At 72.8% G+C, this 22,413-nt stretch carries 20 protein-coding genes; 10 read left to right on the top strand and 10 right to left on the bottom strand.

What is annotated here, in order from left to right:
• Nucleotides 1–730: 730 nt before the first annotated feature.
• Together AC51EU_RS12495 and AC51EU_RS12490 are read right to left on the bottom strand one after the other, a co-directional pair.
• Nucleotides 731–1,951 (bottom strand): acetyl-CoA C-acetyltransferase, encoded by a 1,221-nt coding sequence (locus AC51EU_RS12495; protein ID WP_496266938.1) that lies wholly within the window; start codon nt 1,949–1,951, stop codon nt 731–733.
• Nucleotides 1,952–2,153: 202 nt separating this feature from the next.
• Nucleotides 2,154–3,179 (bottom strand): SGNH/GDSL hydrolase family protein, encoded by a 1,026-nt coding sequence (locus AC51EU_RS12490; RefSeq protein ID WP_496266937.1) that lies wholly within the window; start codon nt 3,177–3,179, stop codon nt 2,154–2,156.
• A 204-nt stretch (nt 3,180–3,383) separates the two neighbouring features.
• Here AC51EU_RS12490 and AC51EU_RS12485 point away from each other — a divergent pair, with 204 nt between their 5' ends.
• Nucleotides 3,384–4,772 carry a cystathionine beta-synthase gene (locus AC51EU_RS12485; protein WP_496266936.1) on the top strand — a complete coding sequence of 463 codons (1,389 nt, stop codon included), beginning with the start codon at nt 3,384–3,386 and terminating at the stop codon, nt 4,770–4,772.
• Between the two features lie 255 nt (nt 4,773–5,027).
• Here the strand turns inward: AC51EU_RS12485 and AC51EU_RS12480 are convergent, their stop codons facing one another.
• Complete coding sequence (locus tag AC51EU_RS12480) at nt 5,028–5,417, bottom strand: hypothetical protein (RefSeq protein ID WP_496266935.1); 390 nt, start codon at nt 5,415–5,417, stop codon at nt 5,028–5,030.
• Nucleotides 5,418–5,427: 10 nt separating this feature from the next.
• Complete coding sequence (locus AC51EU_RS12475) at nt 5,428–6,840, bottom strand: purine-cytosine permease family protein (RefSeq protein WP_496266934.1); 1,413 nt, start codon at nt 6,838–6,840, stop codon at nt 5,428–5,430.
• 271 nt (nt 6,841–7,111) lie between these two features.
• Between AC51EU_RS12475 and AC51EU_RS12470 the strand changes: the two genes are divergently transcribed.
• Both AC51EU_RS12470 and AC51EU_RS12465 read left to right on the top strand, forming a co-directional pair.
• Nucleotides 7,112–8,005, top strand: a complete 894-nt coding sequence (locus AC51EU_RS12470) for a MurR/RpiR family transcriptional regulator (protein WP_496266933.1) — start codon at nt 7,112–7,114, stop codon at nt 8,003–8,005.
• A 147-nt stretch (nt 8,006–8,152) separates the two neighbouring features.
• The gene (locus tag AC51EU_RS12465; RefSeq protein WP_496266932.1) at nt 8,153–8,719 is read left to right on the top strand and encodes a hypothetical protein; all 567 of its coding nucleotides are present in this window, start codon (nt 8,153–8,155) and stop codon (nt 8,717–8,719) included.
• Between the two features lie 155 nt (nt 8,720–8,874).
• Here AC51EU_RS12465 and AC51EU_RS12460 read toward each other — a convergent pair whose 3' ends face one another.
• From AC51EU_RS12460 to AC51EU_RS12440, 5 genes are all read right to left on the bottom strand, one after another.
• The gene (locus AC51EU_RS12460; RefSeq protein ID WP_496266931.1) at nt 8,875–10,245 is read right to left on the bottom strand and encodes a type III PLP-dependent enzyme domain-containing protein; all 1,371 of its coding nucleotides are present in this window, start codon (nt 10,243–10,245) and stop codon (nt 8,875–8,877) included.
• A 145-nt stretch (nt 10,246–10,390) separates the two neighbouring features.
• Nucleotides 10,391–11,377, bottom strand: coding sequence for an ABC transporter permease (locus AC51EU_RS12455; RefSeq protein WP_496266930.1), 987 nt, complete (start codon nt 11,375–11,377; stop codon nt 10,391–10,393).
• A gap of 64 nt (nt 11,378–11,441) precedes the next feature.
• The gene (locus tag AC51EU_RS12450) at nt 11,442–12,365 is read right to left on the bottom strand and encodes an ABC transporter ATP-binding protein (protein WP_496266929.1); all 924 of its coding nucleotides are present in this window, start codon (nt 12,363–12,365) and stop codon (nt 11,442–11,444) included.
• Complete coding sequence (locus AC51EU_RS12445; protein ID WP_496266928.1) at nt 12,362–12,751, bottom strand: transcriptional regulator; 390 nt, start codon at nt 12,749–12,751, stop codon at nt 12,362–12,364. The genes AC51EU_RS12450 and AC51EU_RS12445 overlap by 4 nt, the downstream gene beginning before the upstream one ends.
• Before the next feature lie 91 nt (nt 12,752–12,842).
• Nucleotides 12,843–13,334, bottom strand: a complete 492-nt coding sequence (locus tag AC51EU_RS12440; protein WP_496266927.1) for a hypothetical protein — start codon at nt 13,332–13,334, stop codon at nt 12,843–12,845.
• A 211-nt stretch (nt 13,335–13,545) separates the two neighbouring features.
• Between AC51EU_RS12440 and hutU the strand changes: the two genes are divergently transcribed.
• The 4 genes from hutU to hutI all read left to right on the top strand — a co-directional run bounded on the left by hutU (nt 13,546) and on the right by hutI (nt 19,071).
• The gene (hutU, locus tag AC51EU_RS12435) at nt 13,546–15,222 is read left to right on the top strand and encodes a urocanate hydratase (protein WP_496266926.1); all 1,677 of its coding nucleotides are present in this window, start codon (nt 13,546–13,548) and stop codon (nt 15,220–15,222) included.
• Entirely contained in the window at nt 15,219–16,457 is a 1,239-nt protein-coding gene (locus AC51EU_RS12430) for an allantoate amidohydrolase (protein WP_496266925.1), read from the top strand. Before hutU ends, AC51EU_RS12430 begins: the two co-directional genes overlap by 4 nt.
• Nucleotides 16,454–17,806 (top strand): formimidoylglutamate deiminase, encoded by a 1,353-nt coding sequence (locus AC51EU_RS12425; protein ID WP_496266924.1) that lies wholly within the window; start codon nt 16,454–16,456, stop codon nt 17,804–17,806. Before AC51EU_RS12430 ends, AC51EU_RS12425 begins: the two co-directional genes overlap by 4 nt.
• Nucleotides 17,807–17,904: 98 nt before the next feature.
• Nucleotides 17,905–19,071 (top strand): imidazolonepropionase, encoded by a 1,167-nt coding sequence (gene hutI / locus AC51EU_RS12420; protein ID WP_496266923.1) that lies wholly within the window; start codon nt 17,905–17,907, stop codon nt 19,069–19,071.
• Between the two features lie 115 nt (nt 19,072–19,186).
• Here hutI and AC51EU_RS12415 read toward each other — a convergent pair whose 3' ends face one another.
• Entirely contained in the window at nt 19,187–20,140 is a 954-nt protein-coding gene (locus AC51EU_RS12415) for an RNA polymerase sigma factor SigF (protein WP_496266939.1), read from the bottom strand.
• Nucleotides 20,141–20,399: 259 nt separating this feature from the next.
• Here AC51EU_RS12415 and AC51EU_RS12410 point away from each other — a divergent pair, with 259 nt between their 5' ends.
• The 3 genes from AC51EU_RS12410 to AC51EU_RS12400 all read left to right on the top strand — a co-directional run bounded on the left by AC51EU_RS12410 (nt 20,400) and on the right by AC51EU_RS12400 (nt 22,362).
• Nucleotides 20,400–20,768 carry an STAS domain-containing protein gene (locus tag AC51EU_RS12410; protein WP_496266922.1) on the top strand — a complete coding sequence of 123 codons (369 nt, stop codon included), beginning with the start codon at nt 20,400–20,402 and terminating at the stop codon, nt 20,766–20,768.
• A gap of 171 nt (nt 20,769–20,939) precedes the next feature.
• Nucleotides 20,940–21,446, top strand: a complete 507-nt coding sequence (locus AC51EU_RS12405) for an ATP-binding protein (RefSeq protein WP_496266921.1) — start codon at nt 20,940–20,942, stop codon at nt 21,444–21,446.
• A gap of 232 nt (nt 21,447–21,678) precedes the next feature.
• Nucleotides 21,679–22,362: an LPXTG cell wall anchor domain-containing protein gene (locus AC51EU_RS12400; protein ID WP_496266920.1), complete on the top strand. Its 684-nt coding sequence runs from the start codon at nt 21,679–21,681 to the stop codon at nt 22,360–22,362.
• Nucleotides 22,363–22,413 lie beyond the last annotated feature (51 nt).

The raw sequence follows: 22,413 nt of genomic DNA, 5'->3' as shown, positions 1-22,413 counted from the left end.
GGTGTGCAGGGCGGCGGCGCCCAGCGCCACGGCGGCCGTCGCGGCCAGGAGCAGGACGACGTCGATGACGCTCATGCGTGCTCCCCGTAGCGTTCGGCGGGCCCTTGGACGTGGGGCACGCGTCCGACCTCGGCCCGACCCCGGCCCGTGGCCGGGGAGACCTGCTTGCTGCGCTCGCTCACTGGCGTACTCCCGATAGCAGAATGTCCCCCGACTTCTATCTCAGCCTGCCGGAGGTCGGCGACCGTTCGCAGGGTGGTATGTCCTGGAATGGCCTGGACCAAGGCCCCGATGCGGGCGGCTACCCCCAGCCTGACCTGCAAAAACCTTGCGACTTCAGGACGTTGGTCACAATCCTGGCGGCGATTGGGTCGCGATCACATCACTGCGTGACCCCCGTCACTCCGCATCGCGGTACGTGTCCGGACAACGCCAAAGGGTGTGCGGACAGGGCCTGGACACTGCCCGCACACCCGTGGGGGTGGCGCTTGGGGATCGGACGGGGCGGCGTATGTGCCTCCCCTGGCTCAGCCGCACGCGTTCGTGGTCGCGCTGGGCTTCGCCTCCGCTGCGGGCAGGTGCCGGGCACTCGTTCCTCGCGCCCGACCCCTACCCTCCGCTGCGGCTCAGCTCAGCCGCTCGTGCTCGTGGTCGCGCTGGGCTTCGCCTCCGCTGCGGGCAGGTGCCGGCCGCTCGTTCCTCGCGCCCGACCCCTACCCTCCGCTGCGGCTCAGCTCAGCCGCTCGATGACCATCGCCATTCCCTGGCCGCCGCCCACGCACATCGTCTCCAGGCCGAACTGCTTGTCGTGCCACTGGAGGGAGTTGATGAGGGTGGTGGTGATGCGGGCGCCCGTCATGCCGAAGGGGTGGCCGACGGCGATGGCACCGCCGTTGACGTTGAGGCGGTCCAGGTCGATGCCGAGGTCGCGGTAGGAGGGGATGACCTGGGCGGCGAACGCCTCGTTGATCTCGACCAGGTCGATGTCCGCGATCGACATCCCGGCCCGGCGCAGCGCCTGCTTGCTGGCCTCGACGGGGCCGTAGCCCATGATCTCGGGGGAGAGGGCGGAGACGCCGGTGGAGACGATGCGGGCCAGCGGGGTCAGGCCCAGCTCGCGCGCCTTGGTGTCGGACATGATGACCAGGGCGGCGGCGCCGTCGTTCAGCGGGCAGCAGTTGCCGGCCGTGACCAGGCCGTCGGGGCGGAACACCGGCTTGAGTCCGGCGACCCCTTCCAGCGTCACCCCGGCCCGCGGGCCGTCGTCCTTGGCGACGACCGTGCCGTCCGGCAGCGTGACGGGAGTGATCTCCCGTTCCCAGAAGCCGTCCTTGATCGCCTGCTCGGCGAGGTTCTGGGACCGTACGCCGAACTCGTCCATGTCCTGGCGGGTGATGCCCTTGTGGCGGGCGAGGTTCTCGGCGGTCTGGCCCATCGCGATGTACGCGTCCGGGACCAGGCCGTCCTCACGCGGGTCGTGCCAGCCCTCGCCCCCCTGCTCGGCGCGGGCCGCGGTGCGCGCCTCCGCCTCCGCGAACAGCGGGTTGTGGGTGTCGGGCAGACCGTCGGAGGTGCCCTTGACGGACCGGGAGACGGTCTCGACGCCCGCCGAGATGAAGACATCGCCCTCACCGGCCTTGATCGCGTGCATCGCCATCCGCGTCGTCTGGAGAGACGAGGAGCAGTAGCGGGTGATGGTGCAGCCGGGAAGGTGGTCCATCCCCATCTGGACGGCCACGATGCGGCCGAGGTTGTGCCCCTGCTCGCCACCGGGCAGGCCGCAGCCGAGCATCAGGTCGTCGATCTCGGTGGGGTCCAGCTCCGGCACCTTGGCCAGGGCGGCCTGGATGATCGTCGCGGTCAGGTCGTCCGGACGCAGCTCCTTGAGCGAGCCCTTGAAGGCGCGGCCGATCGGGGAGCGGGCGGCTGAGACGATCACGGCTTCGGGCATCACGGCTCCAGAGAGGGTGTGGCGCGTACCGCGCCGGGTGCGGTGGCGGTCGACGGGCAGGGACGTGAGGGAAGTTACCGGGACGTAGTGCCGAGGTCACGGGGTGCGCACTGTGATGCGGGACTCTTTCCTGAGCGGGCGCTCAGGAGGAGGCGAGGGGCGTACGGGCCGTTCGCGGGCCGGTGCCGCCCCGCCCCCTCCCTCAGCGTGACACCGGCGGGCACTCGCCCTCGTCGCCGGTGGTTTCGGGAGCCGGGAGCCGGCGCCGCCTGCGGTGCTTGAGCAGGGCCCAGCGCGGACGGGAGGCCGCGACCTCCGTACCGCCCTCGGCCACGGCCTCGGCGGCCGCCTCCTCGACGGGGAGGAAGCCCTCGTGGCGGACCGCCTCGGGGCGCTCGCCCTCGGGCCATACGCCGAGCGCGGCGCACAGCGTCGGCAGCAGCGCCATCGCCGCCGTCGCATAGCCCTCGGCCGACGGGTGGAAGTTGTCCGGGCCGAACAGTTCCCGCGGCCGTGCCGCGAACTCGGGGCCGAGCAGCGCGCCGAGCGAGACCGTACGGCCGCCCGCCTCGACGACCGCGATGGTCTGGGCCGCCGCGAGCTGGCGCGAGAGCCGGCGGGCGATCCAGCGCAGCGGCTGGTAGACGGGCTCGATGGTGCCGAGGTCGGGGCAGGTGCCGACGACCACCGCGCTGCCGGCCGTGCGCAGCCTGCGGACCGCGTCGGACAGATGGCGTACGGACAGGGCGAGCGGCATCCGGTGGGTGACGTCGTTGGCGCCGATCATGAGGACGCAGATGTCCGGGGGCGGGGCGTCGTCGTCCAGGAGCAGGTCGACCTGGCGTTCCAGGTCGTCCGAGCGTGCCCCGGACAGTGCCACGTTGCGGAAGTCCACCGGGCGTTCGGCGAGGGTGGCCAGGCCGGAGGCGAGCAGGGCGCCCGGGGTCTCGTGGGCGTGCTGGACGCCCTGGCCCGCGGCGGTGGAGTCGCCGAGGAAGCCCAGGCGCAGCGGCGGCCGGTCGGTGCTGCGGCCCTGGGCCGCGCCGTAGCGGCCGTCCGCGCGGGGCGGGACGCCGCCGACGCCGCCGACCACGCGGCGGGCCAGCCGGGCCTCGGTGAGCAGTACTCCGGCGGCGGCCACGCCGAGCAGCCCTATTCCGCCGCCGCCGACCGCAGCGGCGGTCGCGATCCGCCGTGCCACCCTCGCCCTGGACATCGTCGTCGTCATCGGCCGGGTACCTCCCGCGGTCCGGGAACTCGTACAACAGGTTGTTGCCCCGTAGCACACCGAACGCAACGCCCCGCCAGCCGAAGGGGGTGCCCGGCCCGGGCGGCCCGGAGATGATCGATCACGGCGGGTCCCCGGAATGGCGGGGGCAATAGGCTGGTTGGACGGGCGCTGGACAGTGTGCCCCCGACCGCGGAGACCACCGTGCAGTATTACGAATCGATGATTGAGCTAGTCGGCAACACCCCGCTCGTGCGGCTCAGCAATGTCACCAAGGGGATCCAGGCCACCGTTCTGGCGAAGGTGGAGTACTTCAACCCCGGCGGCTCGGTCAAGGACCGGATCGCGGTGCGCATGATCGAGGCTGCCGAGAAGTCGGGCGAGCTCCGTCCGGGCGGGACCATCGTCGAGCCCACCTCCGGGAACACCGGTGTGGGCCTGGCGATCGTGGCCCAGCAGAAGGGCTACAAGTGCATCTTCGTCTGCCCCGACAAGGTGTCTACGGACAAGATCAATGTGCTGCGGGCGTACGGTGCCGAGGTCGTGGTCTGCCCGACGGCCGTCGATCCGGAGCACCCGGACTCCTACTACAACGTCTCCGACCGGCTGGTGCGCGAGACGCCGGGCGCCTGGAAGCCGGACCAGTACAGCAACCCCAACAACCCTCGTTCGCACTATGAGACGACCGGTCCCGAGCTGTGGGAACAGACCGAGGGAAAGATCACGCACTTCGTGGCGGGCGTCGGCACCGGCGGCACCATCAGCGGCACCGGCCGCTATCTGAAGGACGCCAGTGACGGCCGGGTCAAGGTCGTCGGCGCCGACCCCGAGGGCTCCGTCTACAGCGGCGGCTCCGGACGCCCGTACCTGATCGAGGGCGTCGGTGAGGACTTCTGGCCGACCGCCTACGACCGGACGGTGGCCGACGAGATCGTCGCGGTCTCCGACAAGGACGCCTTCCAGATGACCCGGCGGCTGGCCAAGGAGGAGGGCCTGCTCGTCGGCGGCTCCTGCGGCATGGCCGTGGTCGCCGCCCTGGAGGTCGCCTCGCGGCTCGGCCCGGACGATGTCGTCGTCGTGCTGCTGCCGGACAGCGGCCGCGGCTATCTTTCCAAGATTTTCAACGACGAGTGGATGGCCGACTACGGCTTCCTGGAGGAGAGCGGCACCGCCGCCCGCGTCAGCGACGTGCTGCGGTACAAGGAGGGCGCGCTGCCCTCGCTCGTGCACATGCACCCCGAGGAGACCGTCGGCCAGGCGATCGACGTGCTGCGCGAGTACGGCGTCTCGCAGATGCCGATCGTCAAGCCGGGCGCCGGGCACCCGGACGTGATGGCCGCCGAGGTCGTCGGCTCGGTCGTCGAACGCGAGCTGCTGGACGCCCTGTTCACCCAGCGCGCCGCCCTGTCGGACCCGCTGGAGAAGCACATGTCCCCGCCGCTGCCGCAGGTCGGCTCCGGCGAGCCGGTCGCCGATCTGATGGCGGTCCTGGAGGGCGCGGACGCCGCGGTCGTCCTCGTCGAGGGCAAGCCGAAGGGCGTCGTCAGCCGGCAGGACCTGCTGGCCTTCCTGGCGCGGGACGCCGGGAAGTAACGGTCCCTCACCGGCCCGGCGGCCCACCCGCCGGGCCGCCGTGGAACGCACGGTCCACCCAGGTGTCATGTGCGCGCAGCACGGACGTCACACACGTCCGCCACAGTGGGGGACGGCGATACGGGCCTCCGGAGCGGCTCCCGGACCTCCATCATCGCCAGGACGCGGCCGGACCTGGCCCGGCGCGCGTTTGTGGCGGGGACCGCCGACGTCCCGCCCCCGGCCACGGCCGGGGTGCGGTGGTCCCCGCCCCCGTCAGTCCCGGTCCTCCCAGGTCCGGGGCCCGCGGCGCAGCCGGTCCCGTTGCACGGCGTTGACGCCGACGATGCCGGCCCAGCTGACCAGCAGGCCCGGCAGCCCCGCGTTGACGACGGCGATGGCCGACAGCGGGATCGCCAGCACCAGCGAGAGCGCGGCGAAACCGAAGCGCTCCCCGAACCCCGGGGCGTCGCGGGCGGGCCGCGCCCCGCGCGCCATCCGGACGCGCGCCTCGGAGGTCTGCCGCCGTACCCGCTGCTCGACGGTGCGGTCCAGTTTCTCCAGGAAGGACGCCACCAGCTCGGACTCGTACTCCGGGCCCAGCTCCTTGCGTGTCTGGAGGGTCGCGTCGAGTTCCTTGCCCAGATCGGGGTCGTGTGCCGTCATGCCGCCGAGACTACGGACGCGGGGCGCGCGGCGCGGTAGGGCCAACCCCCGTATCCGTGGTGTCGTCCGCACCCGTGCCGCGGCGGGTGACCGCCAGATGGAGGACGGCGGGGACGAGCAGGCCGACCAGCCACGACAGGTCGGCGCCGCCGAGCGGGGCGACCAGTGGCCCGGTCCAGAACGTGGTGGCGAGGAACGGCAGCTGGGCGAGGACACCGATCGCGTAGACGGTGAGGGCCCTGAGGTTCCAGGCGCCGTAGCGGCCGGCGGGGTCGCTGAGGGCGGGGATGTCGTACCGCTCCTTCGCGACCAGGTAGTAGTCGGCCAGGTTGATCGCCGACCACGGGGTGAAGAACGTCAGCAGGAACAGCAGGAAGTCCTTGAACGCGGTGAGGAAGGAGTCCTTGCCGAGCAGGGCGACGGCGGTGCCGGCCAGCATGATCCCGGCGATGTACGCGGCCCGGCCGCGGGTGGTGAGGGCGCGCAGTCCGCGGAAGCCGCTGACACCGGTGGCCAGTGACATGAAACCGCCGTAGGTGTTGAGGACGTTGATGGTGAGCTTGCCGAGGGCGATGACGAAGTAGAGGAACGAGGCGATCAGCCCGCCGCCGCCCAGACCGACCAGATAGCTCACCTCATGTCCCACGAACGCCGTCGGCGCCGCCGCTGCCGCCAGTGCCCCGAACGTCATCGACCACTGCGCGCCGAGCACCGAGCCCGACAGCGTCCACCAGAACGTCGCCCGCGCCGAGGTGTCGCGCGGCAGATAGCGCGAGTAGTCCGCGACGTACGGGCCGAACGCGAGCTGCCAGGACGCGGCGAGGGAGACCGCGAGCAGGAACACCGGCAGCCCGAAGGAACGGTCGTGCAGCAGGGCGGCGAGATCGGCGCGCTGGAGCAGGCGGACCCCCAGGTAGCAGAAGGCGAGCGCGCAGACCAGGCCGGCCAGCCGGCCGAGGGCGTGGACGAGGCGGTAGCCGACGGCCGCCGCGACCCCGGTGACGGCGGCGAACAGCACGATGCCCGCCGTGTCCCCCAGCCGCGTCAGCTCGCCGACGGCCTGGCCCGCCAGCACCGTCCCGCTCGCGAAGAAACCGATGTACATCACGACGACCAGCGCGAGCGGCACGACGGCGCCGCGCACCCCGAACTGCGCCCGCGAGGTGATCATCTGCGGCAGGCCGAGGCGGGGGCCCTGCGCGGAGTGCAGCGCCATCACCGCCCCGCCGAGCAGATTGCCCAGCAGCAGTCCGGCCAGAGCCCAGCACGCGGTGGCGCCGAGGACGACGGCGAGGGCGCCGGTGACCACCGCGGTGATCTGGAGGTTCGCGGCGAGCCAGAGCGTGAACTGGCTGAACGGGCGGCCGTGGCGTTCCTCGTCGGGGACGACGTCGATCGAGCGGTGCTCCAGCAGACCCGCCATGTGCGCCTCTTTCGTCGTCCGGGCGTGGTGCGCGTACGCCGCCGGGCAGGGTGGGGCACCCGGGGCCGCCGCGCCGCGGGTGCTGCATGAGGTCATTCAGAATTAGGGTTGGATGAATGGAAGGTCAATAGGTGGGCGTGGGGGAATCCACCGGGCCCCGCACCCGGCACCTCCGGCGCCCGCCGCACGGGTACCGGGAACCGCGCCGGGCCGGGATTCCGTACAGTCGATCGCTACACGACAAGGCCCCACCGGGCCGGGAGGACGAGGAATGAGCGGGGACGGGGACAACGGCGGGACGGCCGAGGCGACGGACACGACGGAGGCCCACACCGGTTCCACCGCGGCCGCCGCCCGCCTGCAGAAACTCTTCGAGGGGCACCGGCTGACCCCCACCCAGCGCCGGATCGCGCACTGCATGGTGCGCCGGGCCGCCGACGCGCCCTTCCTCTCCAGCGTCGAACTCGCCGACCTCGCGGGCGTCAGCCAGCCCTCCGTCACCCGCTTCGCCGTCGCCCTCGGTTTCGACGGCTACCCCGCCCTGCGACGCCATCTGCGCGAGGTTGCCCCTTCCGGGCGGCCCGGCGGCGCCTACAACGCCTACCAGCAGGCCGTCCACGCCGAGATCGACAACCTCCGCCATCTCGCCGCCGCCCTCGCCGACCCCGCGCCGGTCGTCCGCGCCGGCCGCCTCTTCGCCGCCTCCCGGCCCCTGCCGGTCCTCGGCCTGCGGGCCGCCACCGCCCAGGCCGCCGGCTTCGCCTACTTCGCCCGCAAGGTGCACCCCGACGTCCGCCTCCTCGACGAGGGCGGCACCATGCTCACCGACCGCATCGACGCCGCCGTCCGCGCCGGTGCCACCGCCCTCCTCTGCTTCGCGCTGCCCCGCCACCCGCGCGAGGTCCTCGACGCCCTGGAGTACGCGCGCACCACCGGGCTGACCGTCGTCACCGTCGCCGACAGCGCCTTCGCGCCCGTCGCCCACCACACCGACCTGCTGCTGCCCGCCCCCGTCGGCACCGGTCTCGCCTTCGACACCGCCTGCGCGCCCATGCTCCTGGGCCGCGTCCTGCTGGAGGCGATGTGCGACGCCCTGCCGGACGCCCAGGCGCGCCTGGAGGAGTTCGACACCAGGGCGGCGGCGCGCGGACTGTTCGTGGAGTGAGAACCGCCGCCCCCGGGCCGCGCGTCTCAGCCAATCCTCATCCGGGACCGTTACGATCCGCGCCCGGAACGGACGGAACGATGACGTACCGGGACGACGGCGCCCCCCCCGGGCGGCGATGGCTGTCCCGGCGGGAGGAGGGCTGTCGTGGCGCGCGGGGCGTATGCACTGGCACGGGTGGCGGTGATCGTACGGGCACCGGCCGGCTGGCTGTGGTGGACCGGACTGCTGGCCGCCGGCGTCGGCGTACTGGTACCAGGACTCACCGGACGGACGATCGGCGTGCTCGCCGGGGTGGCGCTGGGTGTGATCGCCGCCTTCACCGTCTTCGCCGTACGCCGCCGCCGGCTCGCGGCCCTGGCCCGCGCGGCCTCACGGGCCGGGAAGTCCGCGATCCTCCAGGACCGGGCGGTGACCCTGCGCGTCTGGCGGCGGGCCCACCGCTGGTGGCTGCTGCTCGCCTTCCTCGCCGCCGTCGGAACGTCGTTCGCGCTCCCGGCCGCCGGGGGCCTGCTGATGGCGGGCGCCGCCCTGGGCCTGTGGGCCAAGGCCCTCCGGCTCGCCCGCTGGGAACAGCGGAACGAGGCCCTGCTCTGGGTACGCACGGAGGCCGCCACCCGCGGCGGCGCCACCGGCCGCACCGTCCCCGGCTACCTGACGACCGGCCCGGCGGCGGGGGACGCCGCGCCGGGCGGGGGGAGGCGGAGGGGGTGAGACGGGGCGCCGGCCCGGGGGTGTGTCGTCGCGTCCGCTGCTTTGCGGGCACGGGCGAGCGCTCCGGGCGGTGTGGGCGTGCGGTCCGTGGGGCGGCGGGAGCGCCCGCTCCGTGGGGCGTGAGCTTCCGCCGCTACGGCGTGAGTCCTCGCCTCCTACGGCGTGAGGTCGCGGAGGGCGTCCCGGTGGGCGGTGCCGCTCTCCGCCAGTAGCTCGTCCATGCTCTGGGGGGTGCGTACGGTCGCGAAGCGGACCGGGGCCGTGGGGTCGTCCGGGGGGACGATGTAGCCATGGACCCCGGGGCGGGGGAGCGAGTTGTAGGCGAAGTGGGTGGAGAAGTAGTACGCGCCGGTGTCCAGGAGAGCCGCATGATCACCGGCGGCGAGGAGGGGCAACGGGCGGTTCTCGGCCACCAGGTCGCCCGCGAAACAGCACGGACCCGCGATGTCCTGTGCCACCGGCGCGCCCGTCTTGGGCCGGCCCCCCGCGTCGTACGCCGCGACCCGGATCGGCCACGACGACGGCGCGAACACCGTGCGGGTGGCGACCTGCGCCCCCGCATGGGTGACCGCGATCGGCCGACCGCCCGCCGTCTTCGCGTACTCGACCCGGGCCAGCACCGTGCCGTGCTTGGCCAGCAGCGACCGCCCGAACTCGGTGACCAGCCCGTAACGGCCGGAGAACAACCCGGGCACCGTCGCATGCAGCAGCTCCGCATACGCGCGGTAGGTCGGGGTGACCTCGTCCGAGGCGAAGTTGACCGGGAGGCCACCGCCGAGGTCGAGGGTGTCGACCTGCCGGCGGCCCGCCGTCTCGTTGATCTCCTCGGCCAGCTCGAACAGGGTGCGGACGCCCTCGGCCATCAGCGCCAGCGGCATGCCCTGAGAACCGACATGGGCGTGCAGCCGCGTCAGCCACGGACGGTCCAGATACGCGCGGACGACCCAGGCGCGGGCCCCCGGATCACGCAGCGCGACACCGAACTTGGAGGTGTCGGTCGCCGTGCTCATCGCTCCGATGCTGCCGCCGCCGATCTGCGGATTCACCCGGACGCCGACCGGCGCTCCGGCCCGCGCGGAGGCCATCAGACCGTCGATGCGCGCCAGCTCCTCCGGGTTGTCGGCGTTGACGGCGATACCGAGTTCCAGGGCCTCGCGCAGCTCGCCCTCCGTCTTGGCGGGCGAGTCCAGGACCGTGCGGTCCGCCGGGACACCCGCCGCACGGGCCAGCGCCAGCTCCCCGGGGCTGGCCACCTCACACCCCAGACCCTCGTCCGCGAGCAGCCGCAGAACGGGCACGAGCGACGCGGCCTTCACCGCGAACGCGTGCAGGACCGGGGTGCCGGGGGCGGTGAACTCGGCGAAGGCGGAGCGCAGTTCCGCCGCCGAGCGTCGTATCCCGGCGATGTCGAGAAGCCCGGCGACGGGGGTGTCGGGGCCGACGAGCCCCTGGGCGATGGCGGCGTGGACGGCACGGTCCCGTCGGGCGGACGGACCGGTCGCGGAGCCGGTGGTGGGGCCAGTCATGTCAGTACTCCATCACCGCACGGCGCCCCGCGCCACGGTTTCGACGGCTGATTCTGATCCCTCCCTTCCTTCGTCCGTGTGTGCGTTCCTTGCCGGTGCTCCGGTGCCCCTCCGGCGCGTCCCCCTCGTTCACGGCATCCGTCGTCTACGCCACCCCCGCTCCGCTCAGCGCGGCCTTGCGGCGGCGTTCGGTCAGGCGGGAGCCGGATTCGCGGCGGGTGGCCCGGCGCAGCAGGGCGACGGCCAGGACGAAACCGAGGACGGCCCAGGCGGTCAGTACCAGGGCGACCATCGGCAGCTCCCAGGAGCCGGCCGGTTCCGCGGCCCGTGCCACGTCCGGCAGCAGCGCCGACCGCAGCCCCTGCGCCATCCACTTGAGGGGGAAGAAGGACACGACCTGCTGGACCACCGGCGGCATGGTGGACAGCGGGAACATCGTTCCCGACGCCACCATCAGCGCCATCACCGGCAGAACGACAAGCGCCAGCGCCTCGCGCGGGTTCGGCAGTACGGCACCTATCGCCGCGCCCAGAGGAATCACCGCGAGCAGCCCGAGCGTGATCACCCACAGCAGGGTGAGCCAGCCGCCGACGCCGTGCGGCACGGGGCCGTCCACGAACAGGGCGCCCAAGGCGACCAGAAGGGCGACGGAGCCGAGCGCGATGGCGATCACCAGCAGCGACTTCGCGAGGAGATAGGCGGGTATGCCGCCCGGCGTGGCCCGCAGACGCAGCAGGGTGCCCTCCTCCCGTTCCGTCGCCAGGATCTGCGGGACGCTGACCAGCCCGGCCTGGAAGACCGCGTACGCGGCGAAGCCCGCGAGCATCAGATGCGTGACGGGGATCGGGGCGCCGGGGACGCGCTTGGTCATGGTCCCGGCGATCACCAGCGCGAAGACCACACCGAAGACGTGCCCGCCGCACTCCTTGCGGTTGCGCAGCAGGTGGCGTATCTCCACGAATCCCCGCAGCAGTCCGGCGCGCCAGACGCGCCGGGCGGAGCCGGCGGTGGCCTGCGGCCGGCCGGTGCCTTCGGCCCGGTCACCGTGGCCGCTCGTCCGCCCCGTCCGGGCGGCGGCCGGTGCCCGTTCCCCGTGCGTCGCCATGTCCTCGTCCCCCGTCGTCGCCGTCATGGCCGGGTCTCCTGTTCCCACTGGTGTCTGTTGTGCCGTCGTCCCGGGTGGGGTGTGGTGTGTGTCATGCGGCGGCCCGTTCGGCCGTGTCCGCTCGCTCGTCCCTGGTCGGGCCGTCGGCGGGCGCCGGTCCGTTCGCGTCGTTCTCGTGGCGGACCATGTGGAGGTAGGTGTCCTCCAGGGTCGGGCGGCGGACCTCCAGGCCGGGTACCGGGCCGTCCGCCCGCCGGTGCAGGTCCCAGACGAGCCGTGAGGGGTCCGCTGTGCGCTCGCGCCGCGGGCTGCCGTCGGGCGCTGTCCAGCGGACCTCGGCCTGCGCGGCGGCCCGCCGGGCGAGTTCCGCGGGGGTGCCGCAGGCCCGTATCCGGCCGCTGACCAGCATCGCGATGCGGTCGGCCAGTCGTTCGGCCTCGCTGAGGTCGTGCGTGGTGAGCAGGATGGTGACGCCCTCGTCCTTGGAGAGCCGTTCGACCAGGGTGTGGAAGTAGTGGCGGGCCTCGGGGTCGAAGCCGGTGGTGGGTTCGTCGAGGAAGAGGATCTCCGGGCGGCCGATGATGCCGAGCGCGACGTCCAGCCGTCTGCGCTGGCCGCCGGAGAGCCGGGCGGCCTGTTGCTGCGCCTGCTCCGTGAGGCCGACCAGACGCAGCAGCTCGGCCGGGTCGTACGGGTCCGGGTAGTAGAGGGCGAAATGGCGCAGGAGTTCGCCGACCTGCCAGCGTCCGTGGTCGCGCCAGGACTGGAGGACGAGTCCGAGGCGGCCGCGCCAGGCGTCGTCGCCGTGTGCCGGGTCCGTGCCCAGGACGCGGACGTCGCCCGCCGAGCGCTGCCGGAACCCCTCCAGGATCTCGACGGTGGTGGTCTTGCCGGCGCCGTTGGGGCCGAGCAGGGCGAGGATCTCGCCGCGTCGGACGTCCAGGTCGATGCCGTGCAGCACATCGGCCTTGCCGTAGCTCATCCGCAGGTCGCGTACCTCGACGACGGTGGTCATCGGCCTGCCTCCGCGGGGTGAGGAGTGAGGGTGACGGGCGGTGCGGCCCCTTCGGCCGGTGCCGGTGCCGGTGCCGGCGCCGTGGCCGGGGGCCCGGCGGCCTCAACGATGGCCCGCAGCGCCGCCACATGCCCCTCGAACGCCGAGCGGCCGCGGTCGGTCAGCCGGACCTTGGTGCGGCGCCGGCGTCCGCCGCCCTCCTTGCGGATCTCCAGGTATCCGGCCTGCTCAAGGGTGTGCAGCTGCTTGGAGAGCGCGGAGTCGCTCAGCGAGAGGCTGTCGCGGATGAAGGAGAAGTCGGCCCACTCGGTGGCGGCGAGCAGTGCCACCACGGACAGCCGGGTGGACGGGTGGATCAGTTCGTCGAAGCCGGTGGGGGTGCTCAACGGACCTCCTCGTTACGGGTCGTGAGGCGGGCGGGGCGGGCCTGCCGGTGGTACGGACGGGCAGGGGTGGGCCTTGGTGCCGTGGTGGTGGTCATCGTGCCGCCGGTCTGCCGCGGCCGCGCAGCCCGTTGACCGTCCAGCGGTTGGCGGGGCCGACGAGCAGGAGGAACACCGCTGTCGACACCGTGGCCTGGATCAGTGTGGGGAGCGGGAGTTCCAGCGTGTGGGCGAGGGTCCCGGAGACTTCGATCGTCCCGCACGTCACCACCGCTCCGGCGACGAAGGCGACGGGCGACCGCCAGGTGTGGCGCGAGCGGTGCAGCCGGAGCCGGGATTTTCTGAGGCAGACCACGCCCAGCGTGGCGAGCAGGGCGAAGTAAGCGGCGAGCGAGAGCCACGCGGCCCACTTCGGCAGGTCGAGGCCCCAGCTGGCGATGAAGACCCACATGATCCCGGCGGCGGTGTAGGTCGCCGAGGGCCGGCTGGCGGCGGACCGTTCCACTTCGTCGTAGACCCGTTCCTGCGGTACGCGGATGCGTTGCAGGTCCAGCCAGGCGCGCTCGGCGTCCACCGGCGTACTCATGGTCGTTCCTCCCCCATGTTCGACTTTCCTGCTGGGAAAGTTATCGTCCGGCTTTCCCGCCTGGCAAGTCGAAATCGGGGATTGGTGCGGATGGGGTGCAAGTGGTGCATCCGGTTGACGGATCGGGGCGGGTGGCCCCATTGACTAGCTGTATTCAGCAAGTCCAGTATGTGAATATCTCGATCCAGTCGATGTCAGGGAGGCACCGCCGATGTCAGGACCGCGCCCCGTACGCGCACCGCGTGGTACGGAACTGTCCGCCCAGGGCTGGCAGCAGGAGGCCGCCCTGCGGATGCTCCAGAACAACCTGGACCCCGAGGTGGCCGAACACCCGGAGAAGCTGGTCGTCTACGGCGGCACCGGCAAGGCGGCCCGGGACTGGCGGTCCTTCGACGCGATGGTGCGGACGCTGCGCACCCTCAAGCAGGACGAGACGATGCTGGTGCAGTCCGGCCGTCCGGTCGGCGTGATGCAGACCCACGAGTGGGCGCCGCGGGTACTGATCGCCAACTCCAACCTGGTGGGCGACTGGGCCAACTGGGAGGAGTTCCGGCGCCTGGAACAGCTCGGCCTGACGATGTACGGCCAGATGACGGCCGGTTCGTGGATCTACATCGGCACCCAGGGCATCCTCCAGGGCACCTACGAGACCTTCGCGGCCGTCGCGGCCAAGCGGTTCGGGGGCAGCCTCGCCGGCACGATCACCCTGACCGCCGGCCTGGGCGGCATGGGCGGCGCCCAGCCGCTCGCGGTGACGATGAACGGCGGCGTGGCGATCTGCATCGACTGCGACCCCCGGGCCATCGAGCGCCGCATCGAACACCGCTACCTGGACGTCAAGGCCGACGATCTCCAGCACGCCCTGCAGCTGGCCGCCGACGCCCGCGACCGGCGGGCACCGCTCTCCATCGGCCTGCTGGGCAACGCCGCCGAACTGCTGCCGCGGATGCTCGCCGACGGCGCCCCCATCGACATCGTCACCGACCAGACCAGCGCCCACGACCCGCTGTCCTACCTCCCGCTGGGCGTCGACTTCGCCGACATGGCGGACTACGCGGCCGCCAAGCCCGCGGAGTTCACCACCCGGGCACGGGAGTCGATGGCCCGGCACGTCGAGGCGATGGTCGGGTTCCAGGACGCCGGCGCGGAGGTCTTCGACTACGGCAACTCGATCCGCGGCGAGGCCAAGCTCGCCGGATACGAGCGGGCCTTCGACTTCCCCGGCTTCGTCCCCGCCTACATCCGGCCCCTGTTCTGCGAGGGCAAGGGCCCGTTCCGCTGGGCCGCGCTCTCGGGCGACCCGCGCGACATCCACCGCACGGACCGCGCGATCCTGGACCTCTTCCCGGAGAACGAGTCGCTGGCACGCTGGATCTCGATGGCCGGGGAGCGGGTCCACTTCCAGGGCCTGCCGGCCCGCATCTGCTGGCTCGGCTACGGCGAACGCGACCGGGCCGGCGAACGCTTCAACGACATGGTCGCCTCCGGCGAACTGCGCGCCCCGCTCGCCATCGGGCGCGACCACCTCGACTGCGGCTCCGTCGCCTCCCCGTACCGGGAGACCGAGGCGATGCGCGACGGCTCCGACGCCATCGCCGACTGGCCGCTGCTGAACGCCATGGTGAACGTGGCCTCCGGCGCCTCCTGGGTGTCGCTGCACCACGGCGGTGGCGTCGGGATGGGACGCTCGCTGCACGCCGGGCAGGTGACGGTGGCGGACGGCACGGCGCTGGCGGGCGAGAAGATCCGCCGGGTGCTGACCAACGACCCCGGCATGGGCGTCATCCGCCATGTCGACGCGGGCTACGACATCGCCGAGACCGTCGCCGCCGAGCGCGGCGTCCGCGTCCCCATGCGCGAGGGCGGCGCGGCGGAGGAGGGCGCGTGACCTCCTCGTTCCACGCGATGTGGCAGGAGCTGCGCCCGATGGGCCGCGACGCCTCCTCCGGCGGCTACCGCCGCTACGCCTGGACGCCCGCGGACACGGACTGCCGGGCGTGGTTCCGGGCCCAGGCCGAGGCCCGGGGACTCGCGTACGAACTGGACCGCAACGGCAACCAGTGGGCTTGGCTGGGCGCCTCCTCGTACACCGAGGTGGCGCCCGGCGCGGCCGTCGTCACCGGCTCGCACCTGGACTCCGTCCCCGACGGCGGCGCCTTCGACGGCCCGCTGGGCGTCGTCTCCTCCTTCGCCGCGCTCGACGAACTCCGCAGCCGGGGAGCGGCGTTCACCCGGCCGCTGGCCGTCGTCAACTTCGGCGACGAGGAGGGCGCCCGCTTCGGGCTCGCCTGCGTCGGCTCCCGGCTGTCCGCGGGCGTGCTGACGCCCCGGGCGGCGCGCGAGCTGCGCGACGCGGACGGCGTCACCCTGCCCGAGGCCATGGAACGCGCCGGACACGACCCCTCGGCCATCGGCCCGGACCGCGAACGCCTCGACCGCGTCGGCGCGTTCGTGGAACTCCACGTCGAGCAGGGCCGCGCCCTGGACCTGAGCGGCGACCCGGTCGGCATCGCCTCCGCGATCTGGCCGCACGGCCGCTGGCGGTTCGACTTCCACGGCGAGGCCAACCACGCGGGCACCACCCGGCTCGACGACCGGCACGACCCGATGCTCACCTACGCCGCGACCGTGCTCGCCGCCCGCGAACGGGCCCGGCTCGCCGGGGCCCTGGCCACCTTCGGGAAGATCGGCGTCGAGCCGAACGGCGTCAACGCGATCCCCTCCCTCGTCCGCGGCTGGCTGGACTGCCGCGCCGCCGCCCAGGACACCCTGGACACCGTGGTCGCGGAGATCGAGCACGCCGCCGCCGAGCGCGGCGCCCGCGACGGGGTGGACGTCCGCGTCGTACGGGAGTCCTTCACGCCCGTCGTGGAGTTCGGGCACGCCCTGCGGGACGAGCTGGCCGCGATCCTCGGCAGGGACGGGGAGCGGCCGGTGCCCGTCCTCGGTACCGGCGCCGGACACGACGCCGGTATTTTGTCCGGAACCGTCCCCACCGCGATGCTGTTCGTCCGCAATCCCACCGGCGTCTCGCACTCACCCGCCGAAGCCGCGGACGAGGACGACTGCGTCGCCGGGGTCCGCGCACTCGCCGACGTACTGGAGGGGCTGGCGTGCCGATGACGCCGCAGGACGCACCGACGACGTACTGGCTCGAACACGCCTGGCTCGGCGACCGCACCGCCCCCGGCGTGGCCCTGGACGTCGCGGACGGGCGGATCACCGCCGTCCGCACCGGGCAGAGCGCGCCGCCGCCCGGCGCGCGGACGCTGCGCGGACTGACCCTCCCCGGCCTCGCCAACGCCCACTCGCACGCCTTCCACCGGGCGCTGCGCGGCTTCGTCCAGGTCGGCAGCGGCACCTTCTGGACCTGGCGCGAGACGATGTACCAGGTCGCCGAACGCCTCACCCCCGACAGCTACTACGCCCTCGCCCGCGCCGTCTACGCCGAGATGGTGCTGGCCGGCATCACCTGCGTCGGGGAGTTCCACTACCTCCACCACGCGCCCGGCGGCGTCCGCTACAACGACCCCAACGCCATGGGCGAGGCCCTCATCGCGGCCGCGGCCGACGCCGGCATCCGCATCACCCTCCTCGACACCGCCTATCTCTCCTCCGGCTTCGGCGCCCCGCCCGACGCGCACCAACTGCGCTTCTCCGACGGCACCGCCGACGCCTGGGCCGCCCGCGCCGACGCCCTCAAGGACGGCCGCGCCCATGTCCGTATCGGCGCCGCCGTGCACTCCGTGCGCGCCGTTCCCGCGGCGGAGCTGGGCACCGTCGCGGAATGGGCCCGGCGGCGGGAGGCCCCGCTGCACGTCCACCTCTCCGAGCAGCCCGCGGAGAACGACGCCTGCCACGAGGCCCACGGCCGCACCCCCACCCGGCTGCTCGCCGACCACGGAGTCCTGGGCCCCCGCACCACCGCCGTGCACGCCACCCACCTCACCCCCGAGGACATCGGCCTGCTCGGTGGCAGCACCACCGGCGTGTGCATGTGCCCCACCACCGAGCGGGACCTCGCGGACGGCATCGGCCCGGCCGCCGCCCTCCAGGGCCGCGGCAGCCCGCTGTCCCTCGGCAGTGACAGCCATGCCGTCATCGACCTGCTCGAAGAGGCCCGCGCCATGGAGCTCGACGAGCGGCTGCGCACCCGGACCCGGGGCCACTGGACGGCCGCGGCGCTGCTGCGCGCCGCCACCACCGACGGCCATGCCGCCCTGGGCTGGCACGACGCGGGCACCCTCGCGCCCGGCGCGCCCGCCGACTTCACCACGATCGCGCTGGACTCCGTACGCACCGCGGGCCCGCCGCCGCACCTGGCCGCCGAGACGGCCGTATTCGCCGCCTCCGCGGCGGACGTACGGCACACCGTGGTCGGCGGACGGCAGATCGTCCGGGACGGGGAGCACACCCTGCTGCCCGATGTGCCCGCCGCGCTCGCCGACGCCATCGCCGCAGTGCACGGCTGACCCGCCCGGTGCCCGCGGCACACCCGCCGCGGGCACCGCCGTCCCCCCGTCCCGCGCGGCCGGCACCCCGTACGCCGCACAAGGAGAAGACCCCCGCGATGACGACCACCGCCATCACCCACATCTCCCAGCTCGTCACCAACGACCCCTCCCTCGGTGAAGGCCCCCTCGGTCTGGTCCAGGACGCGGCCGTCGTCATCGACGGCGACCGCATCGCCTGGGTCGGTGCCTCCAGCAAAGCACCCGCCACTGACAACGCCGTCGACGCGGCGGGCCGCGCCGCCCTCCCCGGCTTCGTCGACTCGCACTCGCACCTGGTCTTCGCGGGCGACCGCACCGCCGAGTTCAACGCCCGGATGTCCGGCCGCCCGTACTCCGCCGGCGGCATCCGCACCACCGTCGCCGCCACCCGCGCCGCCACCGACGACGTACTCGCCGCCACCGTCGCCCGCTACACGGCCGAGGCGCTGCGCCAGGGCACCACCACCATCGAGACCAAGTCCGGCTACGGCCTGACCGTCGAGGACGAGGCCCGCGCCCTGCGCATCGCCGCCGCCCACACCGACGAGGTCACCTTCCTCGGCGCCCACATCGTCTCCCCGGACTACGCCGACGACCCGGCCGGTTATGTCGCGCTCGTCACCGGCCCGATGCTGGACGCCTGCGCCCCCTACGCCCGCTGGATCGACGTCTTCTGCGAGAAGGGCGCCTTCGACGGCGACCAGGCCCGCGCGATCCTCACCGCGGGCCGCGCCAAGGGTCTGCACCCGCGCGTCCACGCCAACCAGCTCGGCCACGGCCCCGGCGTGCAGCTCGCCGTCGAACTCGACGCGGCCTCGGCCGACCACTGCACCCACCTCACGGACGCCGACGTCGACGCCCTGGCCCATTCCGACACCGTGGCGACGCTGCTCCCGGGCGCGGAGTTCTCCACCCGGGCCGTGTGGCCCGACGCCCGGCGGCTGCTGGACGCGGGCGTCACCGTCGCGCTGTCCACCGACTGCAACCCCGGCTCGTCCTTCACCAGCTCACTGCCGTTCTGCATCGCCCTCGCCGTCCGGGACATGGGCATGACCCCGGACGAGGCGGTGTGGGCCGCCACCGAGGGCGGTGCCCGCGCCCTGCGCCGTACGGACGTGGGCCGGATCACCCCCGGCGCCCGCGCCGACCTCGTCCTCCTGGACGCCCCCTCGCACGTGCACCTCGCCTACCGCCCCGGCGTCCCGCTGGTCACCGGCGTCTGGCGCGCGGGCGTCCGCGTCTGAGGAACGCACGCGCCCCTACGGCAGCGGAGGAGGGCCCGTCCCGAGTGGTGCTCGGGGCAGGCCCTCCTCCGCGCGGGCGGCGTCCGGCCGTGGGGCCGTCGGCGACCGCGGTGCCTCATTCCTCGACCAGCAGCCCTTTACGGAGCCGGGTCAGGGTGCGCGAGAGCAACCGGGAGACGTGCATCTGCGAAATACCCAGTTCCTCGCCGATCTCCGACTGCGTCATGTTCGCCACGAAACGCAGTGAAAGGATCTTGCGATCCCGTGCCGGGAGTTCGGCGATCAACGGTTTGAGGGATTCGACGTACTCGATTCCCTCAAGGCCGTGGTCCTCGTAGCCGATACGGTCCGCCAGCGTGCCCTCGCTGTCGTCCTCCTCGGGCTGGGCGTCCAGCGAACTCGCGGTGTACGCGTTGCTCGCGGCCATCCCCTCGACGACCTCGTCCTCGGAGATGCCGAGGCGCTCGGCCAATTCGGCGACCGTGGGGGAGCGGTCCAGTTTCTGCGCCAGTTCGTCGCCGGCCTTGGCAAGGTCCAGGCGCAGTTCCTGCAACCGTCGCGGAACCCGCACGGACCAACTGGTGTCACGGAAGAAACGCTTGATCTCGCCGATGATGGTCGGCATGGCGAACGTCGGGAACTCCACGCCCCGGCTGAGTTCGAAGCGGTCGATCGCCTTGATCAGGCCGATGGTGCCGACCTGGACGATGTCCTCCATGGGTTCGCTGCGGGAACGGAACCGGGAGGCCGCGAACTTCACCAGCGCGAGATTGAGTTCGACCAGCGTGTTGCGGACGTACGCGAATTCGTGGGTGCCTTCCTCAAGCGATTCGAGACGCTCGAAGAGGGTCTTGGACAGGGCCCTCGCGTCCACCGGGCCCACTTCGTCGAACGGCGGGATCTCGGGCAGCCCCTCGATTTCGGGCATTCCCGAGTGATCCGGTTCGACGGGGAGCGAGTGGGCAGGAATCGACTGGGAAGGGATGTGCCCGGTCGGGGTGGACGGGGGTGTCGACGATGTGTGCTGCCGGATGTCGTCGGTGCGCATTTCGTCGAGCCGGGGTGACATGGTGTCCTCCATCGTTCTCGGCATATGGCTGCCGAAGCCTCTGCGTGAAGCTGCGGTGTGCGGCGCCTCCAAAGCCGGCCGTATCGAATGTGTTCCTTCTAGCCCTACCTGCCTTTGCCGGAAGATGGCAAGTGCGAGATGTCTTTATTTCGGTCTATATCCGGACTGTTCGGCTACCCCTGTTCGAACCGAGGGCGTAGGGTTCGACGAGCGCAGTCATGAGCAATCGACGTCGAGACAGCAAGAGGGGTGCGCGCGCATGGACCGCGGGACGGTCGGCAGTGCGAGCCGGGGCCGGCTTCATGTGGCGATCCGGCATCACGGCACCAGCGCGGTCGTGACCGCCGCGGGTGAGCTGGATCACCACACCGCCGATTTGTTGCGTGAATCACTGGAGGGGTGCGTGGCCGACGGATACGCGCGCCTGGTGGTGGACTGCTCACCGCTGGAATTCATGGACTCCACCGGGCTCAACGTCCTGCTCGGCGCGCGCCTCAAGGCGGAGGCCGCAGGGGGAGGGGTCCATCTGGCGGGCATGCAGCCCGTGGTGGCCCGCGTGTTCGAGATCACCGGCGCGGAGGCGGTCTTCACGGTGCACGACACCCTCGACGCGGCACTGGCCGACTGAGGGCGGCCGCGGCGGGGACGGCTCCCCGCCGGCCGGGTAGTCATCGTCACAATCCCCGAGCCCAAGAAGTGGGTGTTCTCGCGGTCCCGTCGGGCAGGAGACACCTGAAATCCGTTCCATCCGTCCGTTATCTGTATCCGTGAAAAGGCGAATCGGTGAGGTGAAGCGCTGATGAGCACCACCCGGCCGTACCCGCCGGGCGACCTCGGCCCGGAGTCGGGCAGCGCCGGTGCTTCCGCCGTCGCTCCGGCCACCGCGGCCGCCCCGGAGGGCCAGGTCCGCAGGCTGCGCCTCACCGGCGCCCGGGGGTCCGTGGCGCGCGCCCGCGACTTCGCCAGGCAGGCCCTGCACGACTGGGGCTGGCTGCCGGCCGCCAACGCCGACCAGCGGGCCGCCGCCGAGGACGTACTGCTCGTCGTCTCCGAGCTGGTCACCAACGCCTGCCTGCACGCCGACGGCCCCGAGGAGCTGCGGCTGCGGTGCGCCGCCAAGGTGCTGCGCCTGGAGGTCAGCGACCCGGGCGCCGGCGCACCCGCCCCGCGCACACCCCACCGCGCCGGGCGCCCCGGCGGCCACGGGATGTTCATAGTGCAGCGCCTCTGCCTGGACTGGGGGGTCGTACGCAACCCCGACAGACCCGGCAAGACCGTCTGGGCCGAACTGGCCGCACCGTCCTGAGGGACGGCGACCGGCCGCCGTACGCGGGGACATGACCACGCGTCGGGCCGGAGGTGCGGCCGGTACGTGAGTGACCGGATCGGGGAGGGCACGGACCTGCGGGGTCCGGGCCCTCCCCGATCCGCGTTGCGCCGTGCCTTCCCTCGGCAAGGTCCCCGGCGTACCTTGACGGCCAATCTGATGCGCCGTCAGCAGTAGGGCGGCGCTCGAACCGGGAGGAGGGGAACCCGACGTGGCCCGCTTCCAGACACAGCTTCCCGACCGTCCGCGCCGGGCGGCCGGTCTCGCCGCGGCCGCGGCGGTGGCGGCGGTGCTGCTCACCGCTCCGGTCGCGCACGCCGAGGCCGTCGACGTCGACTACCGGTGCAGAACACCGATCGGCGACAAGGGCGCGATCTCACCCGTCGACATCAAGGGCACACCGGACGGGAGCGCGTACCGGATCGAGATGTCGCTGAGCAAGGGCGTCTCCTCCAGCCCCGTCGAACTGGGCAAAGGGGCGATGAAACCCAGCGCGCTCCTCACGCTCGGGGGCGCCGACAGCGGCACCGTGGCGGTGTCCGGCCCGCCCAACGCCAAGGCCGTACCGGCCAACACCCCCATCACCATCGGCGATCTGACCGGTACCTACACCCCCAAGGGCAGCGGCAAGGTCACCTTCACCGCCTCCACCCTCACCATCAAGGCCCTGGGCACCACGACCACCTGCACACCCGCCAACCACCCCGGCCCCGCGCTCACCCTCGACGTCAAGGGCACCGGCGGCTCCGGCGCCCACGCCGGCCACGGCGGCGGACAGCTGCCGCAGACCGGCCCCGCCGACTCCGTCCTCGCCCTCGGCACCCTCGGCGGCACGGTGCTGCTCGCCGGAGCCGCCGGCGTGCTCTGGCTCACACGCCGTCACCAACGGGCGTGAGACGCGGGGCCCGCGCCCCCGCACACCACCGTGCATCCGTACGCGTACGAG

This window comes from Candidatus Streptomyces philanthi (genome assembly GCF_059553635.1).
The sequence above is the reverse complement of the archived record's forward strand: the minus strand, read 5'-3'. Positions and strand labels throughout refer to the sequence as shown.

Coding starts and splice junctions, on each gene's coding strand:
- AC51EU_RS12460 (WP_496266931.1), bottom strand. CDS start 10,245: ATGACTGGCCCCACCACCGGCTCCGCGACCGGTCCGTCCGCCCGACGG.
- AC51EU_RS12455 (WP_496266930.1), bottom strand. CDS start 11,377: ATGACGGCGACGACGGGGGACGAGGACATGGCGACGCACGGGGAACGG.
- hutU (WP_496266926.1), top strand. CDS start 13,546: ATGTCAGGACCGCGCCCCGTACGCGCACCGCGTGGTACGGAACTGTCC.
- AC51EU_RS12405 (WP_496266921.1), top strand. CDS start 20,940: ATGAGCACCACCCGGCCGTACCCGCCGGGCGACCTCGGCCCGGAGTCG.
- hutI (WP_496266923.1), top strand. CDS start 17,905: ATGACGACCACCGCCATCACCCACATCTCCCAGCTCGTCACCAACGAC.
- AC51EU_RS12480 (WP_496266935.1), bottom strand. CDS start 5,417: ATGACGGCACACGACCCCGATCTGGGCAAGGAACTCGACGCGACCCTC.
- AC51EU_RS12410 (WP_496266922.1), top strand. CDS start 20,400: ATGGACCGCGGGACGGTCGGCAGTGCGAGCCGGGGCCGGCTTCATGTG.
- AC51EU_RS12475 (WP_496266934.1), bottom strand. CDS start 6,840: ATGGCGGGTCTGCTGGAGCACCGCTCGATCGACGTCGTCCCCGACGAG.
- AC51EU_RS12450 (WP_496266929.1), bottom strand. CDS start 12,365: ATGACCACCGTCGTCGAGGTACGCGACCTGCGGATGAGCTACGGCAAG.
- AC51EU_RS12415 (WP_496266939.1), bottom strand. CDS start 20,140: ATGTCACCCCGGCTCGACGAAATGCGCACCGACGACATCCGGCAGCAC.
- AC51EU_RS12425 (WP_496266924.1), top strand. CDS start 16,454: ATGACGCCGCAGGACGCACCGACGACGTACTGGCTCGAACACGCCTGG.
- AC51EU_RS12470 (WP_496266933.1), top strand. CDS start 7,112: ATGAGCGGGGACGGGGACAACGGCGGGACGGCCGAGGCGACGGACACG.
- AC51EU_RS12495 (WP_496266938.1), bottom strand. CDS start 1,951: ATGCCCGAAGCCGTGATCGTCTCAGCCGCCCGCTCCCCGATCGGCCGC.
- AC51EU_RS12490 (WP_496266937.1), bottom strand. CDS start 3,179: ATGACGACGACGATGTCCAGGGCGAGGGTGGCACGGCGGATCGCGACC.
- AC51EU_RS12440 (WP_496266927.1), bottom strand. CDS start 13,334: ATGAGTACGCCGGTGGACGCCGAGCGCGCCTGGCTGGACCTGCAACGC.